The 24711-nt window shown below is 54.5% G+C and carries 23 protein-coding genes and 1 pseudogene; 13 read left to right on the top strand and 11 right to left on the bottom strand.

Features of this window, described 5'->3' with window-relative positions; all coding sequences use genetic code 11:
* Window positions 1-324: 324 nt before the first annotated feature.
* Entirely contained in the window at window positions 325-837 is a 513-nt protein-coding gene (locus AC2FEE_RS17685; RefSeq protein WP_496866649.1) for a DUF6653 family protein, read from the bottom strand.
* 243 nt (window positions 838-1080) lie between these two features.
* On the opposite strand from AC2FEE_RS17685, the gene AC2FEE_RS17680 reads away from it, so the two are divergent.
* Window positions 1081-1884 carry a class I SAM-dependent methyltransferase gene (locus AC2FEE_RS17680; RefSeq protein WP_496866690.1) on the top strand — a complete coding sequence of 268 codons (804 nt, stop codon included), beginning with the start codon at window positions 1081-1083 and terminating at the stop codon, window positions 1882-1884.
* Here the strand turns inward: AC2FEE_RS17680 and AC2FEE_RS17675 are convergent.
* Window positions 1836-2165: a GFA family protein gene (locus tag AC2FEE_RS17675; RefSeq protein WP_496866689.1), complete on the bottom strand. Its 330-nt coding sequence runs from the start codon at window positions 2163-2165 to the stop codon at window positions 1836-1838. The two genes, AC2FEE_RS17680 and AC2FEE_RS17675, sit on opposite strands and share 49 nt — an antisense overlap.
* A 339-nt stretch (window positions 2166-2504) precedes the next feature.
* On the opposite strand from AC2FEE_RS17675, the gene AC2FEE_RS17670 reads away from it, so the two are divergent.
* Together AC2FEE_RS17670 and AC2FEE_RS17665 are read left to right on the top strand one after the other, a co-directional pair.
* Complete coding sequence (locus AC2FEE_RS17670) at window positions 2505-3419, top strand: homocysteine S-methyltransferase family protein (protein ID WP_496866648.1); 915 nt, start codon at window positions 2505-2507, stop codon at window positions 3417-3419.
* A 266-nt stretch (window positions 3420-3685) separates the two neighbouring features.
* On the top strand, window positions 3686-5368 hold the full coding sequence (locus tag AC2FEE_RS17665) for an adenylate/guanylate cyclase domain-containing protein (protein WP_496866647.1): 1683 nt from the start codon (window positions 3686-3688) through the stop codon (window positions 5366-5368).
* Between the two features lie 268 nt (window positions 5369-5636).
* Here the strand turns inward: AC2FEE_RS17665 and AC2FEE_RS17660 are convergent, their stop codons facing one another.
* The 4 genes from AC2FEE_RS17660 to AC2FEE_RS17645 all read right to left on the bottom strand — a co-directional run bounded on the left by AC2FEE_RS17660 (window position 5637) and on the right by AC2FEE_RS17645 (window position 9248).
* Window positions 5637-6308: a nucleoside/nucleotide kinase family protein gene (locus AC2FEE_RS17660; protein WP_496866646.1), complete on the bottom strand. Its 672-nt coding sequence runs from the start codon at window positions 6306-6308 to the stop codon at window positions 5637-5639.
* A complete protein-coding gene (locus tag AC2FEE_RS17655; protein WP_496866645.1) occupies window positions 6305-7087 on the bottom strand; it encodes an ATP-binding cassette domain-containing protein in 783 nt (260 codons plus the stop codon). The genes AC2FEE_RS17660 and AC2FEE_RS17655 overlap by 4 nt, the downstream gene beginning before the upstream one ends.
* Window positions 7087-8157 carry an ABC transporter permease gene (locus tag AC2FEE_RS17650; RefSeq protein WP_496866688.1) on the bottom strand — a complete coding sequence of 357 codons (1071 nt, stop codon included), beginning with the start codon at window positions 8155-8157 and terminating at the stop codon, window positions 7087-7089. The genes AC2FEE_RS17655 and AC2FEE_RS17650 overlap by 1 nt, the downstream gene beginning before the upstream one ends.
* Window positions 8158-8273: 116 nt before the next feature.
* On the bottom strand, window positions 8274-9248 hold the full coding sequence (locus AC2FEE_RS17645; protein WP_496866687.1) for a sugar ABC transporter substrate-binding protein: 975 nt from the start codon (window positions 9246-9248) through the stop codon (window positions 8274-8276).
* Window positions 9249-9478: 230 nt separating this feature from the next.
* On the opposite strand from AC2FEE_RS17645, the gene AC2FEE_RS17640 reads away from it, so the two are divergent.
* Together AC2FEE_RS17640 and AC2FEE_RS17635 are read left to right on the top strand one after the other, a co-directional pair.
* Window positions 9479-10678: an ROK family transcriptional regulator gene (locus AC2FEE_RS17640; RefSeq protein ID WP_496866686.1), complete on the top strand. Its 1200-nt coding sequence runs from the start codon at window positions 9479-9481 to the stop codon at window positions 10676-10678.
* 367 nt (window positions 10679-11045) lie between these two features.
* Entirely contained in the window at window positions 11046-11837 is a 792-nt protein-coding gene (locus AC2FEE_RS17635) for an inositol monophosphatase family protein (RefSeq protein ID WP_496866644.1), read from the top strand.
* 3 nt (window positions 11838-11840) lie between these two features.
* Here AC2FEE_RS17635 and AC2FEE_RS17630 read toward each other — a convergent pair whose 3' ends face one another.
* The 5 genes from AC2FEE_RS17630 to AC2FEE_RS17610 are packed head-to-tail and all read right to left on the bottom strand — an operon-like array spanning window position 11841 to window position 17239.
* A complete protein-coding gene (locus AC2FEE_RS17630) occupies window positions 11841-12407 on the bottom strand; it encodes a histidine phosphatase family protein (protein ID WP_496866643.1) in 567 nt (188 codons plus the stop codon).
* The gene (locus AC2FEE_RS17625) at window positions 12408-13478 is read right to left on the bottom strand and encodes an ABC transporter ATP-binding protein (RefSeq protein WP_496866642.1); all 1071 of its coding nucleotides are present in this window, start codon (window positions 13476-13478) and stop codon (window positions 12408-12410) included.
* Complete coding sequence (locus AC2FEE_RS17620; RefSeq protein WP_496866641.1) at window positions 13475-15691, bottom strand: ABC transporter permease; 2217 nt, start codon at window positions 15689-15691, stop codon at window positions 13475-13477. Before AC2FEE_RS17620 ends, AC2FEE_RS17625 begins: the two co-directional genes overlap by 4 nt.
* Window positions 15692-16717 carry an ABC transporter substrate-binding protein gene (locus AC2FEE_RS17615; RefSeq protein WP_496866640.1) on the bottom strand — a complete coding sequence of 342 codons (1026 nt, stop codon included), beginning with the start codon at window positions 16715-16717 and terminating at the stop codon, window positions 15692-15694. It abuts the gene before it with no gap.
* A 57-nt stretch (window positions 16718-16774) separates the two neighbouring features.
* A complete protein-coding gene (locus AC2FEE_RS17610; protein WP_496866639.1) occupies window positions 16775-17239 on the bottom strand; it encodes an NUDIX hydrolase in 465 nt (154 codons plus the stop codon).
* Window positions 17240-17414: 175 nt separating this feature from the next.
* Here AC2FEE_RS17610 and AC2FEE_RS17605 point away from each other — a divergent pair.
* The 8 genes and pseudogenes from AC2FEE_RS17605 to nadA all read left to right on the top strand — a co-directional run.
* Window positions 17415-17654: pseudogene (locus tag AC2FEE_RS17605) on the top strand (DeoR family transcriptional regulator); the annotation flags it as partial.
* A gap of 81 nt (window positions 17655-17735) precedes the next feature.
* Complete coding sequence (locus tag AC2FEE_RS17600) at window positions 17736-18302, top strand: DeoR/GlpR family DNA-binding transcription regulator (RefSeq protein ID WP_496866685.1); 567 nt, start codon at window positions 17736-17738, stop codon at window positions 18300-18302.
* 55 nt (window positions 18303-18357) lie between these two features.
* Window positions 18358-19332, top strand: coding sequence for a phosphate/phosphite/phosphonate ABC transporter substrate-binding protein (phnD, locus tag AC2FEE_RS17595; protein ID WP_496866638.1), 975 nt, complete (start codon window positions 18358-18360; stop codon window positions 19330-19332).
* 60 nt (window positions 19333-19392) lie between these two features.
* Window positions 19393-20187 (top strand): phosphonate ABC transporter ATP-binding protein, encoded by a 795-nt coding sequence (gene phnC / locus AC2FEE_RS17590; RefSeq protein WP_496866637.1) that lies wholly within the window; start codon window positions 19393-19395, stop codon window positions 20185-20187.
* Window positions 20184-20999, top strand: a complete 816-nt coding sequence (gene phnE / locus AC2FEE_RS17585; protein WP_496866636.1) for a phosphonate ABC transporter, permease protein PhnE — start codon at window positions 20184-20186, stop codon at window positions 20997-20999. The genes phnC and phnE (AC2FEE_RS17585) overlap by 4 nt, the downstream gene beginning before the upstream one ends.
* Window positions 20999-21814, top strand: coding sequence for a phosphonate ABC transporter, permease protein PhnE (gene phnE / locus AC2FEE_RS17580; protein WP_496866635.1), 816 nt, complete (start codon window positions 20999-21001; stop codon window positions 21812-21814). Before phnE (AC2FEE_RS17585) ends, phnE (AC2FEE_RS17580) begins: the two co-directional genes overlap by 1 nt.
* Window positions 21778-22716 carry an HAD-IIA family hydrolase gene (locus AC2FEE_RS17575; RefSeq protein WP_496866634.1) on the top strand — a complete coding sequence of 313 codons (939 nt, stop codon included), beginning with the start codon at window positions 21778-21780 and terminating at the stop codon, window positions 22714-22716. Before phnE (AC2FEE_RS17580) ends, AC2FEE_RS17575 begins: the two co-directional genes overlap by 37 nt.
* A gap of 935 nt (window positions 22717-23651) precedes the next feature.
* Complete coding sequence (gene nadA, locus AC2FEE_RS17570; protein ID WP_496866633.1) at window positions 23652-24704, top strand: quinolinate synthase NadA; 1053 nt, start codon at window positions 23652-23654, stop codon at window positions 24702-24704.
* Window positions 24705-24711 lie beyond the last annotated feature (7 nt).

Genomic DNA, 24711 nt, shown 5'->3' with positions numbered 1-24711 from the left:
CAGAATACTCATCTTTGAGTGGAAGCGACAGCCTGTCCGGTGTTAAATTAGGTCGAGTTTGGCCCGAGGGGTTTGACCGCTGGTTGTTCATTGGCCTCGGTTTCAACTATGCAATCGTCGGTTATTGCCTCGGCCAGGCTTGTGCCCATCGACGAAATAGCTGCCGAAGTCAGATATACAGAGCCGTCAAGTTTTCGAAATGCGTTTCGGAGATGTGTTGGTATGTCGGCATCAACCTGCCTCGAGAAGCGTTTGCCCCTGGTCTCAATTGCACCGGATGGCTAACGCCTCGGTTGGGGTTTGGGGACAAGCCAGCTCACACGGCTAGGTCCCAGTCACTAGGTCTTCCAACGCTCCACCATCAAACAGAAAGTCGCTCCAGATCCACGCCATTCGGTCAACAAACCACATTTTGCCCCCTGAAATCACAGCTATACCGAGGCATGTGAAGCCCAGGTCGAACACCCAAAGACCGTACGCAAACGGCAGAAGACCCAACCCGCTGACATAGGCGAGCGCTTTTGCTACTCGTAAATGATGAGCGGCAACCTTGTCTCGATGCCGTAGCCAGACACGCTCGCCCAGTACACCTTGCGCTGACCAGCTTTCGAAGGTCCTGGGCTGTGGGAACGCACGCGGATTGATCCAGATCCAGACCAAAACCACCCCGACGGCAACCCACGCCCAACCGCCAACCCACACCCGACTCCAGATCGCCAACGCCATAAGGGGCAACGGTGTCAGTACGCGGGTCCAAACCGACCAGGGGTTTGTATGCCGCAACCAAACCTCGTCTTTCATACCCATAAGGCGTTCGGAGAAGCGGGCTATGTCCATCGGGTCACTCCGGAAACTGCAAGTTAATAATCGACATTGGATGGATCCAATATCGATCACAACTACTTTCAACTATCGTTCCTTGGTGCAGATCAGGCCTTCATTGATAGCATGGCGAATGTCTGGATCGAACCTGACGGGGTTGAGTAAAACAAATCTGGTCCGAATTTCGCTTGAGTGTATTCTTGTCACATTTTGGGGCTTTGGGGTGGTGAAGTGACTGATACAGCGGATTTTGAGAAGATGGAACGCCAAGGATGGGCGGATCCGTCCATAGCCAAAGGGTATGCCGACGGCTTTGAAACGGCGACACGTCTGGTTGCCAGAAAGCTTGCGGACGAAGTCGCTGCGGGGCCAAATTGCAAAGCACTTGACCTGTGCACCGGACACGGTGTCGTGGCAGCAGAGCTTGTCGCCCGGGGCTCAGATGTGACCGGCTTGGACTTCTCTGGACCGATGATTGAACTTGCCCAATCAGCCGTTCCAACCGCGCGGTTCGTTCAGGGTGACGCGATGGCAATGGAGTTTCCAGATGATGTCTTTGATGCAGTCACAATTGGGTTCGGCGTCCCACATTTTCCTGACCCAGCACGCGGCCTCAGGGAAGTGGCCCGAGTTCTGAAACCGGGCGGTAGAGTTGCCTTCTCAATTTGGCGTGGCAAAGGATCAGATGGCGCGTTTGGCTGGCTGTTCGATGCTGTTGAACGCCAGGCCGACCCATCCATCTCTCTGCCTGCGGGCCCGGATGCGCACATGCTCGTGGATAGCGAAATTGCCAAACCGATGGTTGAAGGTGCCGGTTTTGGCAATGTGCGGCTAATCGATGTTGCAAGTGAATTGTGTGTTTCAGATCCTCAGATGCTTTTTGATGTTTTTGATGGGGGTGCAGTGCGTGCGGCATCGCTTCTCAAGCGTCAGCCGAAAGAACGGCGCGATGCAATACGAGCGGATTTGGCAATGCGTGTTCAGGCGGAAGCAAACAAAGAAATGCGAGGTTATCATGTGCCTGCTCCCTCGGTTGTAATCACTGCTTCGTCCCATGGCTGAGTTGCTTCGCGCTGAATCGATTTCACCGGAATATACTTGGAGCGATCGTCCATTGATGCCGCATGGACGTAGATGCAGCCGCTCATCTGTTCGCTTCTCCGGGTCAGCGGTGATCCACAGTTTGGGCAGAACCCGCGAAAGAGCGACCGCCCTGATCCTCCTGTCATTTCAAATGTCATGAGTGCGTCACCAATTGAGAGTGCCTTGGCCGCAAGTGGCGCCCTCTCTGAGTGCTCTGAGCCGGTGAGTCGTTGGCAATCTCGGCAGTGGCACCGAAACATCGCAGCGTCAGAGTGAACCCAGAGTTTCGCACCAACCCACATTTGCATCCACCTTCAACATTATCACTCATGCCCTCTCCTCCACTCAAAAAGGACGAAATGGTCCTCTTACTGTGTCAGCTTCAGCTTGCTATTCCGCGTTCCGGAGAATCGGCTGGGGGCCGGAACGATATAGCCACGCTTGATCAGATACTCCGGGGATCTGCGCCTAAATGGGCTTACACAATCCTGCAGATGGACGAAGCGTCCGAAGGGACAAGCAAAACGCCCCGGTTTTGCAGAAGAACTGATCACTGTTAATGTGAATGCGGCGCAGCAACGGTGTATGAGGGGTGCAGAATGGCGCGGAAACTCCCACACGAGAGTGACAAGAACTTCCTTGTTTATGCAGGTACAGGTACGGACCTGATCTTTAACTACGGTATCGAGCTCCCGGGATTTGCATCGTTTCCCTTGCTGGAGAAGCCTGACACCCGGGCAGTTCTGGCCGGGCAAATGCGTGCGCTGGTTCAATTGGCTGGCGAAATGGGTGTAGGCTGCATACTTGACGCACCAACCTGGATGGCAAATGCCGACCGTGCTGCTCCTTTGGGTTACGATGCTGAACGCCTTCGTGAAGTAAACAAGGATGGTGTCGCACTGATGGAAGAGGTGCGCAAAGCCGCCGGTCGGGACGACGTTTTGGTTTCCGCCTGCGTTGGGCCAAGATACGACCCTTATGCTGACATCCCGTCCATGACGGTTGAACAGGCGCGAAAGTACCACGGTGTGCAACTTGCTGTTCTGAAGGAAACCAGTGTTGATCTGGTGACTGCCTACACGTTCAACCGCCCAAGCGAGGCTGCCGGTTGTGTTCTGGCTGCAAGAGACATTGGTTTGCCGATCATTATGTCTTTGGTGGTCGAAACCGATGGCTGTTTGGCTGACGGGACAAAGCTCATTGATGCGGTAAACCAGATCGAGGCAGAAACAGACGGCGCGGCTCTGTTCTACATGGTGAATTGCGCACACCCCACGCACTTCGCCGATGCGCTCAACGCGCACCCAAGACTAAAAGGCGTTGTTGCCAATGCATCAAGTTGTTCACACGCAGAACTTGATGAGGCCGAGGACTTGGATGCAGGAGATCCCGTACGGCTCGGCAAAGAAATTGCGGATGTCGTGCGGGAAAACCCGTCTATTCGGGTGTTTGGCGGTTGTTGTGGTACGGATATGCGACACCTGAAACAAATGACGCTTGAGGTTGCCGGGTAATACTGTCCCAGATTGCTACACTCAATCAGCTTACGCTGCATTTGGCCGTGAGTGAGCCCTTCCATGATGCCCCATCATTGTCCGAAAGGGGCTTCGACTCGCAAATAAAGTTAAGAGCGGGGCGAGGTAGGATTGAATCAAAGTCGAAGGCTGCGTCCACGCCAGACTATCCGTGAATTTACTGGTCGCCGATGATAGAGATAGGTCGATGGTCCTGGCGTTCGAGCACGCACCTGAATTGGCTTGCACCACCAAGGAGAACCGTTTTGAAGCGCCAACTGGCTGCAATTTTATCGGCTGACGTGATCGCCTCGACCAGGCTTATGAGCGAGGACGAAGAAGGTAGTCTACAGCGAATCCGCCGACTGCAAAGGGAGGTGATCGAGCCGGAGATCGCGTCGCAAGACGGACGAGTGGTGAAGTATATGGGTGATGGCGTACTCGCCGAATTCCCTTCTGTAGTAAATGCCGTCCAAGCCGCAACTGACATACTTGAAAACAACAAATCCCGAGAACAAGATCAGCCAGAAGACCGCCGCATCCGGCTGCGGGTTGGCATAAATCTTGGTGATATTATCGCCGAGGAAGGAGACATCTTCGGCGATGGAGTGAATGTCGCATCACGGTTAGAAGCACTTGCTGACCCGGATGGATTGTGCATTTCCAGTTTTGCATTCCAGGGGTTGGGTGCAAAATGGGCGCACGAATTTGTAGACAGCGGACCTTACGAGGTCAAAAACATAAAGAAACCCGTTCGTGTCTACAGATGGCGTTCATCGCTGAGCAACTCAGAAGGCGAACGTCGAGGGGACATTAAGCCGACGATTTCGATTGCCCAGTTCAGTTCGCCGTCAAATGACGATGCAATAGACGGATTTGCGGCAGGTCTCGTAGAAGATATCGCAGTTGCGATAGGGACCGTCGAGCAACTCGTTGTTGTCGATGAGACCAAAGCGGTGGAACTGCCAAGATACCGGTTGAGTGGAAGTGTTCGCATCCTGGCAGAACGCCTGCGGATTCAAGCGAAACTCGTGGACCAGTTTTCCGGAGTTCAGGTTTGGGCGCAGAGATTTGACAGAAAAGCAGAGGATTATTTCGACCTGCAGGATGAACTGGCACAGACCATTGTTATCAGCGTCCACACTAAATTGGGGGCGGGGAGCTACACCAACAGGTGGCAACTCGGTACAAACAACTTCGAAGCTTGGCGATTGAGCGCTCAGGCTTTCAACATTTTCCAACGGTATTCGCCGGATGCCATGGATCAGTGCATTGAAATTTGGAATGAAGCATTCCAGCACGATCCCGAGTTCCCGACACCCAGAATTGCCCGATCTTATTGCCGTGCTCGAAAGGCGTTGTGGTCTTCTCCAGATGAGGCGCAAGAATTACTTCTCGCGGCAGAAGAAGACTTTGAAGCCACGCGAAATGCGACGGGTGAGACTGATAGCCGACCCAATTCCCTTTTACGCGCCATACGGATCGCTCGTGGCGATCATGAGGGCGCAGTTGAAGCAGCTCGGCAGGGGTTCTTGCGAGAGCCTGGAAACGCTGCAACCCGAGCAACATTGGCCTATGCTTTGCTAATGGCAGGGCAGCATGAGGAGGCGTTAGAAGAAATTCTCAAGAGTACTTCCGACATCAAGAATTACCCCGGTTGGTTTTCGTCCATAAAAATCCTGAGCTACTTCTTCAGTGGGGATGTGCAACGTGCTCGCGCAGAAGCCGAATACATCGTCCAAAAACAACCTGACTTTTATCCAGGCAGACCGCTCCTCGTTGTTTGCCACGTTGAAAGCGAGGCGATGGAGGCAGCACGAAGCATCGCCAACGAAATTAAGGCAAGAGATAGCAAATTCTCTACTGAAGTCTTTGCCAAGTCGTTGGGGCTTAAACACGAAGACCGTCGTAATCGCATTCGATCCGCCTTGACGCGGGCGGGCCTGTGAAAAGAGATTGAGGCATGGATGATCGGTTTGTTATGTATTGCCGCCAACCACGCGTCCAACTCCATAGACCTGTTCACGACGAACCCGCTAGTTTTTTCGATGCAGGGATATCAGCTTATATAACAGATCACTGATGTTGTTTACTTCTGCAGTGTCCGCGAAAACTCTCATGAGTTTCCCTCGTCGTGTATGGAGTGATTTTGATTGCACTTGAACCCGTTCAATAGCTCCGGCGATCAGCGGGAAGTTCTAAATCCAACACGCTGGATCAGAACGCGTAGCGCATTCCGAATTCGGTGCAATTCTGCTTCAATGTCAGATCGGCTTTCCTGCTATCTCTGATGACAAGTTTAGCATTGGGGAGATCGTTCGTTTTCGCGCGTTGCAGCGCGGTCTTTGGGTCAAGCCCATGCCTGATCCAGCGGTGTTGTAGCCTGTTCTCGAGCTCTTCCAAAGTTTGGCTGACAAAAACCGTTGCGGTATAGACATCTGCCAGTGTACTCCACGGGGCGCTATCCATCAGAAGGTAGTTTCCCTCAACGACGACAGTCGGAGTTTCTGGGTGAACAGCAATCGCGTTGGCAATGGCCAGATCCATCTGGCGGTCGAATTTGGGGTGAAAGGACACATGTCGCGCAGACTGCAGCCCTCTGATTTCATTGCAAAAACCATAACCGTCGAAGGTTTCCGGTGCGCCTTTTCGTGCTAACAAACCACGCGCTTCAAGCACGCGATTGTCCAGATGATAGCCATCCATAGGAACCAGCGTGGCCAATGGAACCGCGGAACTCTGTTGCCCGTTCAGCGATTGAACAACGGTTTCTGCAAGGGTCGACTTGCCGGATGCAGGGGGGCCAGCGATTGCGACAATCGTCCGAACCCCGGCCCGCCTCCGGGAGGAGACTAATTCACAAACGCGCTCTACGTCCTGCTCGATCACGCGGCGTCCTCTTTCGGGGGTTCCTTAGCGCCTGTCATGAAGGCCACCGCGTCGGACATTGTGTAATCCTTGGGATCGATCGTGCAGAGCCTTTTTCCCAGCCGGTGTACATGGATGCGATCGGCGACTTCGAACACATGGGGCATGTTGTGGCTGATGAGAATGATCGGAATCCCACGTGCGCGCACATCCTGGATGAGTTCGAGAACTTTGCGACTCTCTTTGACCCCCAATGCAGCCGTCGGCTCGTCCATGATGATGAACTTGGTTGCAAAGGCAGCTGCGCGTGCAACGGCAACGCCTTGGCGCTGGCCGCCAGACAGAGTTTCAATCGCTTGGTTGATGGATTGAACGGTCATCAGTCCAAGTTCGGTCAGTTTTTCACGGGCGAATTTCTCCATGGCAGGCCGATCGAGCTGACGCAGGTATTTGCCCATGAAGCCCTGTTTGCGGATCTCGCGCCCCATGAACATGTTGTCCGCAATGGACAGGGCCGGGGACATGGCAAGTTGCTGATAGACGATCTCGATCCCCATATTCCGGGCGTCGATCGGAGAGGTGAAGTTGACCTTTTTGCCTTCGATGAGGATCTCGCCCTCATCCGGGATTGTGGCGCCGCAGATCGCTTTGACGATAGAGGACTTGCCCGCGCCGTTGTCCCCGATAACCGCAAGGATTTCTCCCTGACGCAGCTCAAAGTCGGAATGATCGATGGCGGTGACGTGGCCATAACGCTTCACGATCCCGCGCCCTTGGACGACTGGAGTTGTGTCTGACATTAGCCCGATACCTTTCTGATCCACTGGTCGACCGCGACCGCTGCGATGATGAGAAGTCCGATGAGCAGGAAGGTCCACTGAGCGTCCGCGCCAAGCAACCTCAGCCCAAGTGTGAATACGCCAACGATCAACGCACCGAACAGCGACCCCAGAATAGAGCCCCGCCCGCCGAACAGAGAGATGCCTCCGATCACAACAGCGGTGATGCTCTCGATGTTGGCCAATTGGCCGGACGTCGGTGAGACAGATCCGATGCGGCCGATCAAAGCCCAGCCGGCGAAGGCACAGATCAAGCCGGATAACATGTAGACGGACATGAGCGTTCGATGAACGTTGACACCGGATAGCTCGGCGGCCTCGGGATCATCGCCGACCGCATAGACATGTCGGCCCCAGGCTGTGTGTTTAAGCGCATAGGCCAACATAAAAATCAGGGCGAGCATGAAAATGACGCCTACCGTAAAGGTCGCTCCACCGATGCTGAACTTGGTTCCGAAGAACTGAAGGAAAGGAGCGTTGGATTCGATGTCCTGACTGCGAATGGTCTCGTTCGCGGAATACAGGAAGTTTGTGGCCAGAATGATCTGCCACATTCCAAGTGTGACAATAAAAGGGGGAAGTTTAACACGGCTGACAAGCCAACCGTTGAGTGCGCCGATTAGGGTACCGACACCAAGGCCGCACACGACCGCTATCGGAACTGGAATGCCGTAGCGAAATGTGAATTGCCCCATAATGACAGAAGAAAACACCATAATCGCACCGACGCTCAGGTCGATACCTGCTGTCAGAATAACAAGGCTCTGTGCTGCGGCCACGATGCCGACGATCTGAACCTGCTGAAGGATCAGCGTCATTGCAAAAGGCGAGAAGAATTTTGAGCCCAAAAGCAGGCCGAAAATCAATATCGCACCGACAAGGACAATAAGCGGCACAAAGGATGGGTTAACATGGAGCAGATGCTGCAACTTCCCCAATACGCCACGCCGATGATCTTCGAACTCGGCTACAGACTCTGTTCTGCTGGCGGCGGATTCAAATCCCTGGGCGCCTTGGTTTGATTCAGACATATCTCCCCCTTTTCGTGGCTGGCATTGCGCCCACGAGGTCAGTGTACAGGAAGTTTCAGTTTGCTGGTGAAAGGATTGATGAGGCGCTCTCATGCGCCTCATCAATTAGGTCTGCGTCAGCCCCAGCAGAGCTCCAAGCCTTCGGCGACCGAGATTGATTCCACGCCATCAACAGGTTGGTCCGTTATGAGCGCGACACCGGTATCGTAGAAGTCTTTACCAGGCGTGTTTTCAGGCTTCACTCCTTCATCGGCCCACTTTTTGACAGCCTCGACTCCAAGCGAAGCCATCAACAGCGGATATTGCTGGCTTGTGGCGCCAATAACTCCGGCCTGCACATTTTGTACACCTGGGCAGCCACCGTCGACCGAAACGATCAGCACATCGTTTTCACGTCCAATGGACTTCAGAGCCTCGTAGGCACCTGCTGCAGCCGGTTCGTTGATCGTGTGAACAACGTTGATCGTAGCGTCCTTGGCCAGAAGGTTCTCCATGGCGCGGCGCCCACCTTCTTCGTTGCCGTCGGTCACGTCGCTGCCGACCAGTCGCGCATCCGATTCATCGCCGATGACATTGGGGTCTGCCAGGTCCACACCGAAGCCATCGAGGAAGCCCTGATTGCGCAATACGTCCACCGTTGGTTGGCTAACGTTCAGATCCAGCGTTGCGATTTTGGCGCCCGCCGCCGCATCGCCCATTTTTGCCTTTGCCCATTGTCCAATCAACAGACCAGCCTTGTAGTTATCTGTCGCAAAGGTTGCGTCAGCGGAATCGATCGGGCTCAGTGGTGTGTCCAATGCAATAACCAGGATGCCAGCGTCGCGCGCCTGCTGAACAGCGGGGACAATCGAACTTGTGTCAGAGGCGGTCAGGAGAATTCCCTTTGCGCCGTCGAGAATGCAGGTTTCAATGGCCTGAACCTGGGTTTCGTGGTCGCCGTCAACTTTGCCGGCAAAAGCCTTCAGGGTCATGCCAAGCTCTTCGGCCTTGGCCGTGGCGCCTTCCTTCATCTTTACAAAGAATGGATTGGTATCTGTCTTCGTGATCAGGCAAACAGTTTCCCCGGCCGCGTGAGCAGACGCAGCTGCCATCGTGAGCACGGTCGCAGATGCGGCAATCTTGAATAGGCTTTTCATGTTGTCCTCCCAGAAAAATGTGTTGCCCCGCATGGCATGCCTGCGAGACCCGCCCTCATCCTCCAATGAAGGTCTTTTTCAAGAAACCGTGATTCTAGCCTTCCTGTCAATAAATAAATAAAGTTTATTTATTAATTTGCCCGGATATCTTTTCATAAGAAAACAAGGCGGTTATGTTTAAGATTATGGAGAGAGAGGCACTCAATACCTTGACCGGTGGGGTAAGTCAAAGTGGGGTTCGTGATCACAACGAGCGTCTGATTTTGACAGTTTTACAACGGCATGGGCCCGCCGCAGGCGCCGACGTCGCGCGGTTAACGGGCCTGTCTCCTCAGACTGTATCGATCATTCTGCGCAAGCTTGAAAAGGATGCGATTCTCAAGCGTGGAACTCCACTGCGCGGGAAAGTGGGAAAGCCCTCGATCCCAATGGAGCTAAACCCGGAAGGCATCTTGTCGGTTGGGATGAAGATCGGGCGGCGCAGCGCCGATCTTCTTTTGATCGACTTTAAGGGCACGCCGCGTCGCCAACTTTCAACGACTTATGACTATCCGCTACCTGAGGTCATTTTCGGGTTTTTGGAGTCTGGTTTGAAAACGCTTCTGTCCCACGAGCCTCAGAGGCTTCGCGACCGCGTTTGCGGGATCGGAATCGGAACCCCATTCGAGCTTTGGAAATGGCATGACCTGTCTGGGCTTGCGGCAAAAAAATTCCGGTCCTGGAGAAACGTGAATTTCTTTACCGAGGTCGCCAAGTTCAGCGACTTGCCAGTTTTTGTGGTTAATGACGCGACAGCCGCCTGTCACGCAGAGCATCTCTATGGGCGTGGGGCAGAATATCGCGACTACTTCTACTTCTTCATTGGCTCAATGATCGGCGGTGGTGTTGCGTTGAATGGAACCGTGTTTGAGGGCAACCAAGGCAATGCCGGTGCCTTGGGCGCCATGCGCACGACAGGTCCTTTGGGTGAAAGCCAGCAACTGATCGACACGGCATCGCTGTTTTTGCTCGAGGACCGGTTGATCGAAGCGGGCGTCGATCCGGGAATTCTGTGGAAGAAGCCGCAAGATTGGAGCAGCATTTCTCGCTATGTCGAACCTTGGATTGGCACTACGGCGCAGGAATTGGCCAAGGCCGCCCTTTCAATTTGCGCTGTTATCGACTTTGAAGCCATTTTCATCGATGGCGCGTTCCCGCCGGAAGTTCGGGAAGAGCTGGTATCAAGGGTTCGCCGTTATTTAATCAATCAAGACAAACGCGGTTTGATTCCTCCGGTCGTGGAGGCCGCAGCGGTTGGGGAAAACGCCCGTGGCATTGGGGCGGCAAGCAGCCCGATTTTCCGCCAGTTTCTATTGAACACCAATGCGGGGCTTTCTGGTATGTAACCCAAGCTCGTTGCCATCAAATCTCCTAAGCAGGAAAGAACCACAGCTCCTGCTCAAGGTGGTGTCCTTCGTGTGGCCGCTTTGGCGCAGCTCCAGCGCAGCATCGATTAGAGTTGCCGAGGACCCCTATGGGCCGCAGGTGAAAGCGGTTCGGAGGCGTTGGGTTTCAATGCTTCAGCTAGGGCTTGCGCGTCCGCAATCTCCACCGGCCTAAAGGCTGCTTGCAGAAGAATCCGCCAACACTGACATCACCCGGTTAGCGGTGCCGAAACATCATCCGAAAACAGTCAAAACAACTCTGTGATTGCCAGGCATTCGGTTAGCCTGCAATGTTCAAGGCGACTCTCCAACTGGAAAAGGACCACCCATGTCTCGACTTTCAGAACGCAGAGATTTTGCCATCGCAATCTGCGAGGAGGCTGGGGCAATTGCCAAAGAGTATTTCGCGGATCGGGGTAATCTTGTCGTTGATCAAAAAGGCACCCAGGACTGGGTCAGTGAGGCGGACAAGAACGTTGAAACCTTTATTCGTCAGAGGATTGCAGAGGCGTGGCCCAATGATGGAGTTTTCGGTGAAGAGCACGGCGCTGCTGTTGGTAAGAGCGGTTTTGACTGGGTGATTGACCCAATTGATGGGACTACGAATTTCGTCAACGGCATACCTGCATGGACTATTGTTCTGGCTGGTGTCACGGAAGGGCATACTGAGGTCGGTGTGATACGTGATCCAAATGTGGATGAGACCTTTGTAGCGATGCGTGGAGAAGGTGCGACGCTTAACGGATCACCAATGCGCGTCGCGTCAGGGGTGGCGCTGCGGGACGGAACAGTCGCCGTGGGATATTCGAACCGGATCGAGACCCGGCATGTTTTACCTATTGTCGAGAACCTGATCGAGCACGGGGCTATGTTTCACAGAAACGCCAGCGGAGCGCTGTCATTGGCCTACGTCGCTGCCGGGCGCCTCCTGGGATACGTGGAAGAACACATGAATGCCTGGGATTGTCTGGCTGGGCAATTGCTGGTCTCGGAAGCGGGTGGCGTTGTTGAGGATCAGTATGCTGACGAGATGATCCGAGTCGGCGGGCGCGTAATCGTGGGTACACCAGATGTGTTCGAGACCTTGCTTGAGATCGCAGAGAGCGCTTGGAGCGATTAACGTCTATGCTAACGGACCCCAACCCGTATGAGGTTTCAGCGTCGATATATCTGCCTGCCAGAAATGGCCTTGTGAGGGCTGGTCGTATTTGCGGTCGATCGGGCAATCCGAAAGTGCGCACCACAGCAATGTGCCAACTGCTCCGTGTGTCACGATTGCAAGATCCCCTGTGTCATGCATTTGGACAATCTTGGTGACTGTTCGATGAATGCGTAGCTGCGCCTCGACAGCTGTTTCCCAACCGCGATAGCTGACTTCCGGCTGAGCAAAGAAAGCATCAGCTGCCGCCTCGAAATCGTCTCGAGGTAAATAACCGGTTGCGCTGCGGTCGTTCTCACCAAGACCCAAGTGATAACTTACGGGTAGCGTTCGTGGTGCAGCAAGAACCTCGCCCGTTTCGCGGGCCTTTCGCTCATCGCTGGTCCAAATCTGCGAGACCTTTGAGAAGACTGCACTGGAAGCAAATTCAGTAGCGCGTTTACGGCCCGTCACACTCAGCCCCCAATCTGTTATCGGGACGGCCGGATCGATAGAGACCTCGGGGTGTGTGATGATCAAAAGCTTCGGCATTTAGTCCGGCAAAAGAACCGGCCCTTTGTCAGCAAAACCCATCCTTATTTCGGTGCCGGGTTCAAGCGGCGCATCAACATCATCATGGACGGCAAACACCTGACCAAATTCACCTGTCAGCGTGTATTCCATCCGAACGCCCACATAGGTCGCTTTGGCCACAGTAGCTGGAATCCCTTGACTTGAGCCAATCACCAAACGTGAGGGTCGCACGGCGATGGTTGCGGAGCCTTCGGACAAACCGCGGCTTGGGAGCGAGTGGCGGTAGCCTTCGATTTCGATGGTTGCTCTGTCGCTGTCGATATCAATAATTTGGCAGTCCAAAAGGTTTGCCTCACCGATGAAATCGGCAACAAACCGGTCATTTGGGGCATCGTAAAGCTGGCGCGGTGTACCCATCTGAGCGATCGCTGCATTGCGCATAACAACAATCTCATCCGAGACCGCCAGTGCCTCTTCCTGATCGTGTGTGACGTAAACAACTGTCAGGCCAAGGTCTTGCTGGATCGCCCGAATATCCTCACGCACCTGACGGCGAAGCTTGGCGTCGAGGTTGGACAGCGGCTCGTCGAACAGCAGCACCTGCGGCTCAAGCACCAGTGCGCGTGCGACGGCAACACGCTGTTGCTGGCCGCCGGATAGCTCTGAGGGAAGGCGGTTGTCAAACCCCTGAAGGCCAACCAACTCCAAGCCATACAAGGCGCGACTGCGCGCTTCATCCTTCGCAAAGCCCGAGAATGTGAGGCCATACTTCACGTTCTCCAACACGCTCATATGAGGGAACAGCGCGTAAGACTGAAACACCATAGATACATCACGGTCGGTGGCTGGCAGTTTTGTCACGTCCCGATCACCGATCAGGATCTTGCCCGAACTTGCCATCTCCAACCCTGCAATCATGCGCAGTGTCGTTGTTTTTCCGCAGCCTGACGGACCAAGCAGCGTAACAAGCTTTCCTGCGTCCACGTGGAGGTTGATGTTATCGACAGCAACCACGTCCTTGCCGAACACTTTCGACACGTTCTCAAACCGTACCGGGGCGGCCTTGGAACCGATTTTGGTGTCGGTCATGGCGATGTCTCCGTTCCGTGCTGCGTGCGTCGGCCAATCTGGACCCGGCCCACGAGAAGTTGCAATAAGCCGACCGCCGCGAGCATCACAAAGATCAGCGTCGTCGAATAGGCGATAGCAAGGCCATAGTCGTTATTCTCGACCCGACCGATGATATAGCTGGTTGCCATGTCATACTCCGCGCTGACCAGAAAGATGACGGCTGAGATTGCCGTCATGGCACGAACAAAGCTGTAAACAAGCGCAGCCAGTATCGCAGGGCGCAACAGCGGGAGGATGACATTCCGGAACGTCTGCCACGAGTTTGCGCCAAGGGTCAGGGAAGATTCATCAAGGCTGCGGTCCAGCTGCGACATGCTCGCGATGCCAGCGCGAACGCCAACCGGCATATTGCGGAAGATGAAGCTGACAACGAGGATGACACCTGTGCCAGTGATTTCGATTGGCGGAACGTTGAAGGCAAGGATGTAGCTAACGCCGATGACCGTGCCGGGGATGGCGAAGGACAACATTGTTCCAAATTCGAAAGCGTTCTTGCCTGCAAAGCTTTGCCTGGTCAGCAGATAGGCCGTTACCAGCCCTACGGCGGCAGTCAATGGTGCAGCAATGGCCGCGATCGTGATGGTCGTCCAGAAACTGTCCCAGGCGGCTCCGGTCCAGCGAATTCCCTCTTCTTCAAATCGGACTGAGAATGCGGTGATGTAGTGCTTGATCGTCAGCGAGTTATCGACCCCCCACAGCTCGACTACACTGCCATAGATAATCATCGCATAGACAATAATTGTGAATAGTGCCCAGCCCAGGGCGATGAGCAGTACAGGCACCGCAAGGCCGGTTGGCATCAGCGGGTGCACGCCCGCATCGCCTTTGCCGGTGACTGTTGTGTAGCTCTTCTTTCCCAGCCAGACGCGCTGCGCGTAAAAGGCGGAAAGGGTAAAGAACAGCAGCACCATTGCCAGAACCGCAGCCCGCCCTTGATCGTATTGAGCGCCGACGATGGCGAAGAATATCTCAGTCGACAGCACGTCGAAATTCCCACCCAATACAAGCGGGTTGCCGAAGTCGGCCATGCTTTCGATGAAGCCCAGAAGAAATGCATTCGCAAGACCGGGCCGCATCAGGGGCAAGGAAACCGTCTTGAACGTCTGCCATCTGCTGGCCCGCAGGGTCTGGGCCGCTTCCTCCATCGAGGGAGAAACGCCTTCAACCACGCCGATCAGCACGAGAAACGCAATTGGCGTGAACGCGAGTGTCTGCGCGATCAGGATGCCTGGCATTCCGTAAAGCCACCGCGTCGGCTGTGTGCCGAGTAATTCGGCAAAGAACCGGGTGACAGAGCCGGACAATCCAAAAAGAAGGATGAGCGCGAGGCCGATCACGAACGGTGGAGTGATTATCGGGAGAACTGTCAATGCCCGTAACGCGCGTTTGTAGCGGAAACCCGAGCGCGTCACGACCAACGCGAAGCATAGGCCGAGGATCGTTGTAATGAAGCCAACGAGGATGGCAAGGAAAAGTGAGTTCCAGGCCGCACCGCATCGGGCACCTTGAAAACACCCCAGCCCCCACAACCGGTCGTCGAAGAACTTCGAGAAGAAAACCGCAATGGAATAAGCGCCGTCTTCGGTGATGAACGCAGCGAAAAGCATCTTGGCGATGGGGAAGAAGACAAAAGCTGTGACGATGGTAATCACACCGCCAATAGCGCTTACGACGAAGACATCACCATTAATTGCACCCCTCGCCGCGATACCTTGAGTGAGCAGGAACAGAAAGCTCGAGGCGCAGATCATTGCGCCGTAGCCCATGCCGAACTGACGGTCGCCAAGTTCGCCAAACATCGATTCCAACCAGTCGAAGTTGAAACCTCTGATGCCAATGCTGAAACCCTGAACGATCAGCCAACCGAAGCCGAGCGCTCCGGAGAGTACCAGAATGCGGGCATAAATCGGGTCAGATTTGGCACGTTTCAACACCAAAAGCGGTAGGGCGAGAGCGATCAGGAGTGGAGCGAGCCAAAGTTTCTCACCTTGTCCAATCAGAAAAGCTGCGGGGGCATAATCCTCATCGAATGGGTAGCCGCCCAAGAGCCATTCGAACGACCACAGGCCGCCGTCGACCATATACCAGGGCAGCAGGCAGAATCCGACCCACCCGGCGATGATCCAGAAGATCAGGACCGGATGGGTCGTTTTTGATGTAGTGTCAGTCATTTACTGCGGCAGAACCGAAACCTCTTCGTCCCATTTCTGCAGCAGACGCTTCCGTTCGTCTGAGGAACCATACTTTTTGAAGTCATAGTCAATCAGCTTGATCTGACTCATATCAGGTGCGCTTTCCGAGGTCTCCGAACCCTTGTTTGATGGCACCTGAAACGCGTTGACCTGAAGGGCAAGATTCTGAGCTTCGGGCGACAGGGCCCAGTCATAGAACTTTTTCGCCTCTTCCTCGTTGCGGGCGCCGTCGATGATCGACATTGAGCCAATTTCGTACCCCGTACCCTCGCATGGTGCGACGACCTTGATCGGGAACCCCGACACGGCCTGCTTTACGGCGTCATGCATGAAGACGATACCAATCGTGTTCTCGCCACGACCGGCGGCCTTGATCGGCGCAGAGCCGGACTTGGTATACTGGTTGATGTTCGAATGCAGGCCTTTCATGAACTCAAAGCCTTCATCCTCACCAAAGATCTGCACCATTGAGGCCAGCGTTGTATAGGCCGTCCCTGAAGAGTTCGGGTTCGCCATCTGAACGTGTCCCTTGTATTCGGGCTTCAGCAGGTCTTCCCAACAGGCAGGTTCGGGCAAGTTGTTTGCAGCGACAAGGTCGGCATTGTAGCCATACCCAAGCGCACCTGAATAAATGCCGATCGTCTTGTTGTCCGCGCTTTCAGCCTGGGATATCGCCCAATCGTGAAGCTGGTCGCGCATTGGCGACATGTATTCCATGGTCAGGCCTTCTTCGGCGGCCTGCAAATGCGGATCACCCGTACCACCCCACCAAACGTCTCCTTTCGGGTTCGAACTTTCGGCGCGGATTTGTGCGAAGGTCTCGCCTGACGATTTTCGAGTCATGTTGACGTCGATGCCAGTCGCGTCTTCAAAGCTGCGTGCCATGAGTTGGCACCAATCTTCTTGCGCCGAACAATAGAGTGTCAGCTTGTCGGCCTGTGCCGCCGACAGTGACGCGGTTAGGGCAATCACCGATCCAACCGCAGTCGATGTCAATTTCCTCATATTTTCCTCCCTTTGTGCTTAATGCGTCCGGGTTTCCCGGTTCTTTTGCGCCCTTCCTCAAGCAGCCTTTCGAAGCTTTTTCACGACAGTTTTGACTTCTTGATTGTCTGTTAGATCTTTCAGCAGTTGTGACAGGTCTTTTTCTTCGACCAGCTTTGCGGCTTTTGCCGGAGAAAACCAGTGACGCGTCCTCTCACCTTCTTCCTTCCAGTGTCGCTTCAGCTTTTCAACGACCAGAGGATAAAGGGTGACGCGGCAGCGTACGCTGCTTTTGCCCTCAAATCTCTTGTCGTAGAAAAAATATCCGATTGGTCGCTTCGAGATGGTACCGACCGCCCCCGCTTCTTCCTGAGCTTCTATTTCCGCGGCATGCCATGGCTTTTTGCCGTCCATTAGCCACCCCTTTGGGATAACCCACCGGCCAGTATCCCGCGAAGTGACCATCAGAACACGCAACTTGCCAGTCTTGTCCCAGCGCATCGGAAGCGCCGCAATCTGATCTGCTGTTTCGCTGTCGCTCATGCTGTCCCTCAATGCCGCACGATCAAAAAAACCGAAAGGAAGCTGTCTTATTAGCAAGTTGGCCAGTTAAAACATTACCTCGATTTTGCTTCTGAATTTGATCAGCCTGTGCATTTTTCGCTCTGCGCTTTGAAACACTTGGAATCTCTCGAATTCTCACAACCTTCCGAGGGTTATGCAACAAAAATTATTGCAAAATGCCCGAAAGCCCACAAAGGTAGACTTCGAAACCGAGTCGGGTCGTCGGATGTCCAATACTAAAACGCGCGGCAAAAAGTCTGAAAGGAACCAGAGCCGGGTCAAGAAATCCGACCGGCGCCAACAGATACTGTTGGAGTTGAAGCTACGCCCGCACGTTCGCATCAACGAACTGGCACAGCGGTTTAACGTCTCTAACGAGACGGTACGCAGGGATTTCGACGCCCTGTCGAACGACGGTTTGATCGCGCGTGCACACGGGGGGGCATCAGCCCCCGCGCAAGGTCACTTCCCCGGCTTGGATGAACGGACAAACGCGCAGGTTGAGGAACGAGAGCGGATAGGTGTTAGCGCGGCAGAACTGATTCAGGGCGGCGAAACGGTCATGATTGATTCCGGTTCGACCACCATCGAGATGGCACGAGCGTTGGCTTATCTCGGCACTCATTGCACGGTGATCACCAATTCAATTCCCGTTGCGATGACCCTTGGCCATGGGGCTGCCCAAGTCCTGTTATGCCCAGGGGAATACTTGGCAACTGAATCTGCAACGATCGGAACCGAGACGCTGGAATTTCTGTCCCGTTTCAATGTCGACAGATGCATGATCGGTTCCTCAGGGTTCTCAACCGAAGGTCCCTCAGAGACAGTGCAGGGTTTTGCTGCAGTAAAAAGGATGATGCTGACGCGTGCCGAGAAGCGGCATCTTCTTATTGCTTCCGGGAAATTCGGCCGCAAAGGTCTATCTCAAGTGGGCGACCTTAACGGTCTGGATTCCATAGTTACCGACAAAAAACCAACAGGAGAATTGCGTAACGCTATTGAGGGCGCCGAGGTAGATGTTCTCGTCGCCGGGCAGGAATGACATGACTGATTAACAGCGGATCGAAAAAAGGACCGCGCATGACTGGGAGGAAAACATGAAGATCGATATCAAACTATTGATTGGGGCATCTGCAATTGCGCTTATGTCGCTGAGCGGGACGGCGTCGGCGCAGGATTGTCCGCGCGGTGACTTGGACGAGCGTTTTTGTGACGCCGACGGAGATCTGATCGCAGATATCCCCACAGATCCTTCCCAGCAAATAGATCCTGACACCTTGATTTTTGCTTACACGCCGGTTGAAGACCCCGCCGTATACAAAACGGCGTGGTCCGATTTTCTGGAGCATTTAAAAGCTGAAACTGGCAAGGACGTCGTCTTCTTCCCGGTTCAGAACAACGCAGCCCAGATCGAAGCGATGCGTTCGGGACGTCTGCATATTGCGGGCTTCAACACCGGTTCCAACCCTCTGGCGGTAAACTGTGCGGGGTTCCGGCCGTTCACGATCATGGCTTCGAAAGACGGTAATTTCGGTTATGAGATGGAAATCATCACCTTTCCGGGTTCGGGCATCGAAAAAGTTGAAGACATCAAGGGAAAGCAACTGGCGTTTACGTCGCCCACATCCAACTCGGGCTTCAAAGCGCCCTCGGCAATCCTGAAGAGCGACTTTGATCTTCTGCCGGAACGCGATTTCGAACCTGTCTACTCGGGCAAGCACGACAATTCGATCCTGGGTGTTGCCAACAAGGATTACCTGGCAGCTTCAATCGCCAACTCGGTAAAGTCGCGGATGATTTTGCGCGACGTGATCAACGAAGATGATGTTGTTACGATCTATAAATCGCAGACTTTCCCGACCACTGGGTTTGGCACCGTTTACAACCTGACGCCCGAGCTGCAGGAGAAAATCCGCAATGCCTTCTTCAACTTCGACTGGGAGGGCACGACACTTGAAGCCGAGTTTTCGAAATCGAACGAAGGCCAGTTCCTTGAGATGACCTATCAGGAATTCTGGGATGTCATTCGTAAAATTGACGCAGCAAATGGCGTCTCCTACGCCTGCCAGTGACCCTTGGCCAATACTGCGGGCCCGAAAGGGCCCGTTATTCAACCTAATCTGGGGCATTTTATGCTGCGTCTTCAAAAGCTGACGAAAACATACAAGACCGGAGATCAGGCGCTGAAAGCCATCGATCTTGAGGTGCCCAAAGGACAGGTGCTAGCGTTGATTGGGCCCTCGGGCGCGGGCAAGTCGACCTTGATCCGGTGCATTAACCGGTTGGTTGAACCCACAAGCGGTGGTGTCCTTTTGGATGACGTGGACCTGACCAAACTCGGATCGGGCGCTTTACGTAAAGCGCGCCGCGAAATGGGCATGATCTTTCAGGAATATGCCTTGGTCGAACGCCTCACGGTGATGGAGAACGTATTGTCGGGACGGCTGGGATATGTGGGATTCTGGCGCAGTTTCCTGCGGCGATATCCGCAGTCGGATGTCGACGAGGCTTTCCGCCTGCTTGATCGGGTGGGGTTGTTGCACATGGCTGACAAACGGGCAGATGAACTGTCGGGTGGTCAACGCCAAAGGGTCGGCATCTGCCGTGCATTGATTCAAAACCCGAAATTGTTGCTGGTCGATGAGCCAACTGCGTCGCTGGACCCAAAGACCAGCCGTCAGATTATGCGCCTAATCACCGAGTTATGTCAGGAGCGCGGGCTGGCGGCCATTATCAATATCCATGACGTGGCGCTTGCCCAAATGTTTGTTCCTCGCGTGGTGGGCCTCCGCTTTGGCGAAATTGTGTATGATGGTCTTCCAACAGGCCTTACCCCCGAAAAGCTGACCGAGATTTATGGGGAGGAAGACTGGGAAGCGACCATCGAAAAAGTGGACGAAGATGAAGATGTCGAGGCTGCAGAATGAGCCATCGAGAGTTAGACGACATGCTGGGAACAGGCTGGCGTAAACCGGCCTTTGTAAAACACCCTTTGCTCCGCTGGGCATTGATCCTGGGCTTTTTCGCTTACCTGATCGCGGCCTTCATGACCATCGATGTTGATTGGGGCCGTGTCTATGAAGGGCTGGATCGGGGGTGGGCATTTGTACTTGCGTTTACAAGCCCGGACTTCGTTTCGCGGTGGTCAGACATTTGGAGCGGTCTTCTGGAGAGTATCATTATGACCGTGGCTGCGTCGGTCGTGGGCATCCTGATTTCGATCCCGATAGGGTTGGGCGCGGCACGCAATATCGCCCCATTGCCAGTCTACATGATTTGCCGGGGCATTGTTGCCATCAGTCGAGCCTTGCAAGAAATCATCGTGGCCATTTTGCTGGTGGCTATCTTCGGTTTTGGTCCGCTGGCCGGATTTCTGACCCTTTCCTTCGCCACCATTGGATTTCTCTCAAAACTTCTGGCCGAAGACATTGAAGCGATGGACAAGGTTCAGGCCGAGGCAATCAAGGCCTCTGGCGCGCGTTGGCCGCAATGGATCAACTATGGCGTTCAGCCACAGGTTATGCCGCGACTTGTGGGCCTTTCCATGTACAGGATCGACATCAATTTCCGAGAAAGCGCAATTCTTGGTCTGGTGGGCGCCGGCGGAATTGGCGCGACGTTGAACACTGCGTTCGATCGGTATGAGTACGACACAGCAGCGGCCATTCTCATCCTCATCATCGGGATCGTCATGGCACTTGAATACCTTTCGGGAATTATCCGCGCGAGGGTTCAATAATGCCGGTCCTTGAACAAAACGATACGCAGATCTGGCGCAGACGGACGACGGGTCAAAGTCTTGTTCGCTGGTTTGGCTGGCTTTTGGGTGTGGCTGTCTTTGTTTACTGCTGGCAGTTTATCTCGGAATCGACGACCTGGTTTTTCGTCTGGGACGCGCCCCGCATCGCCAACGATATCTGGACCCGCGCAACCCCTCCCAAGTGGGATTACATCACCCAGCTTGGTCGCCCGATTTGGGACACGCTGAACATCGCTACCTTGGGTACGATCATCGCTTTGTTCATGGCAGTACCGGTGGCCTTTTTGGCAGCCCGCAACACCACGCCATCGGCTTTGTTCATCCGGCCCATTGCCCTGTTGGTCATTGTCTCGACCCGCTCAATCAACTCATTGATCTGGGCGCTTCTACTAATCGCGATCATTGGTCCTGGCGTCTTCGCTGGTGTAATTGCAATCGCCATCCGTTCCATCGGGTTTTGCGCAAAGCTTCTTTATGAAGCAATTGAGGAAATTGATCACACTCAGGTCGAAGCGATCACGGCAACCGGTGCTTCGCGTTGGCAGGTCATGGCTTACGGAATCGTTCCGCAAATCCTACCCGCTTTCGCAGGCATTGCTGTCTTCCGTTGGGATATCAACATCCGCGAGTCCACGGTGCTTGGGCTGGTAGGAGCCGGGGGCATCGGGTTGCAATTGTCAGCCTCGCTCAACGTTCTGGCCTGGCCCCAAGTCAGCCTGATCCTGATTGTAATTCTCGTTGCGGTTTTGATTAGCGAATGGGTCTCGGCAAAGGTTCGAGGGGCGATCATTTGACCGGGTTCTCTGCGCAGGACGCTTTCGATGCCTATGAGGCTGTACGCCACCGACTTCCCGAAGCTAGACCTAGTGATGTGAAGTATCGTCAGGTTGAAACGCTTGATGACATAGCTCATGAGTTCGACGTGTTCCTACTCGACGCTTTCGGAGTTCTAAATATTGGTGATACGGCGATCCCAGATACACCAGATCGGGTCAGGTCACTGAAAGCCGCTGGCAAGCGTGTTCTGGTCGTGTCAAATGCAGCGGGGTTTCCGCACGCCGCACTTTTGGAGAAATACACCAGGCTTGGTTACGACTTCGCGCCACAGGACGTAATCACGAGCCGGGCCACGTTGCTGTCGGAGTTAAACGGTCAAAGTGGGTTGCATTGGGGATTGATGGCGACACCCAGCGCTGGTCTTCGTGACTTGGAGGGGTTGAAACTATCCTATCTGGAGGATGACCCAGAACCCTACGGAACTGTCGACGGATTCCTGATGATCGGGTCAGCGGTTTGGACTGAAACGCGTCAAGCCATGTTGGAGACCGCCTTGCTAGAGCGTCCCCGCCCGGTAATGGTCGGAAACCCAGATATTGTTGCTCCTCGCGAGTACGGATTTTCCAAAGAGCCCGGTCTTTTTGCGCACCGGCTGGCAGACCGGACGGGTGTCGACCCTCAGTTCTTTGGAAAGCCTTTCGGCAACATCTATGATCTTGCTTTCCAACGCCTCGGGCACATCGACAAGTCCCGAATTTTGATGGTTGGCGACAGCTTGCACACCGACATTCTGGGCGCACGCAACGCGGGAGTAATGTCGGCGCTGATCTCAGGATTTGGGTTCTTTGCAGGGCATGATGTTGAAACAGCGATCAAAAAGGCAGGGATAGTACCGAACTTTGTCGTAACCCGGCCTTGAGTTTGGAGCGTTCCTTTTCGATGAATGTTCTTAGTACTTAAACCAAAAGCCTGCTATGTCCGAAGATTGTGAATTCAGCTGACATTGGATTTCGCGCCTATAGCACACGGCAGGTTCGACAAGCTGCTGCGCAACATTAACAACTGATGACCAAAGGCAGGAATGAGCCGTAGCTTGAAGGCTTATATGAGAGCGGTGGTGGAGAGTTTTCCTCGGTAGCGGCGGGATAAGCCTGTTGCAGGCGGTGTAAAGGTCGTCCATTTTTGCCCTCTGTGCGAACGGAGGGAGGGCGGGAGAAACTTCACCCTGGACTTTTTCGCAAGGTTCATTTGATGTGCCTGAAGGCATGAGCCAACGCGTTCGCGGCATCCTACGCCCGGCTTGGACTTAGCTGCGCACTTTGCGTGATTATGTGTTTTCGCGTTCGGGTGAACGCCAGATTGGAAAAGCTGCATCATGGGATCTGAACCTCCGGCTCAGTTCCGCGTCTTCAAACGAAACGCGTGATAACCCGGCAGGAACGTCCTGCTGAGTTGCGGTTAAGATGACCGTGATGTCCAGAACATCTCTGATCACAGGAGTGACCGACGGCATTGGCCGTGCAATGACATCGGGGTCGGCGCGGTTTCTTGGTTAGGGCGGCCCTGTCCGCGGAATTCTTAAACGCGTCGGGCCGCTATTTCTACAATGACAGAGGTCGATTCTCGCAGCCCCATCTGGATGCCTCTGAATCGCAGCGAGTCGAATAGTTGGTCGCGGCAATCATGACCGTCATTACCGGGTTTGAGAGTGAGGGCTGAGAATTGCGCGGTTCGGCAAGATAATTCCGCCGACGCCGACATTATCAGAACATTCTTCTGATCTGGGCGGTGGTAAATCCGCCACAAACCCCATATGAACAGTGTCACGAGTTCATCAGGCAGAAAAACAGTCCCGTGTTCGACCTACCCGCGCAGCGCGCGCATCTTTCCGAAAAGTATGACCTAGCCCCGTCGCCCGAGCTTGCCGCAAGCATGAGTGATATCTATGACCGCATGTCCCGGGTGGTCTCGCCCGTCGATTGGGCGATCTACGCGCCTTACGTGAAGGCGATCAACGATCTGAAGACCCAGCGTAACGCGGTCATTCTGGGCCACAATTACATGACGCCCGAGATCTATCACGGCATTTCCGATTTCGGTGGCGACAGCCTGCAACTGGCGATCAAGGCAACAGAAGTCGAGGCGGATGTGATCGTGCAATGCGGTGTGCATTTCATGGCCGAAACGTCTAAGATCCTCAGCCCTGCAAAGACGGTGCTGATGCCGGATATGGAGGCCGGGTGCTCGCTGGCGGAATCGATCACCGCAGAGGGCATCGAGGAAATGCGTCGCCGCTACCCCGGCGCGCCGGTTGTGTCCTATGTGAACACCACGGCCGAGGTCAAAGCGGCCTCTGATATCTGCTGTACCTCGTCCAACGCGGCGCAGATCGTGGCCGCGCAGGACAGTGACACCGTTATCATGTCCCCCGACCAGTATCTGGCTCAGAACGTGGCCCGCGACGTGCCACAGAAGAACGTGGTCTGGTGGGAGGGGTCGTGCATCGTGCACGAGCAGTACTCGGCCCACGACCTGCGTGACTTCCGCGAATGGAACCCGGGCACGCGTCTGATTGCGCATCCCGAATGCCCACCGGATGTTGTGGCCGAGGCGGATTTCTCGGGCTCGACCAGCGGGATCATCAAATATGTAACCGATGAGAAACCGGAAAAGGCGCTGCTGATCACCGAATGTTCGATGGCGTCCAACATTGCCGATGAGTTGCCCGAGGTCGAGTTTGTCGGCCCCTGCAATATGTGCCCCTACATGAAGAAGATCACGCTGGAAAAAGTGCTATTCGCTTTGGATACCATGACCGGACAGGTCGAGGTTGATGCGGACGTGGCAGACAAGGCGCGCCTTTCGGTGCAGCGCATGATCGACCTCTCTCGTCAACTGGGTATTTGATCGACGA

Source organism: Ruegeria sp. YTSC199 (genome assembly GCF_059609725.1).
This window is presented reverse-complemented; position numbering and strand designations above follow the sequence as displayed.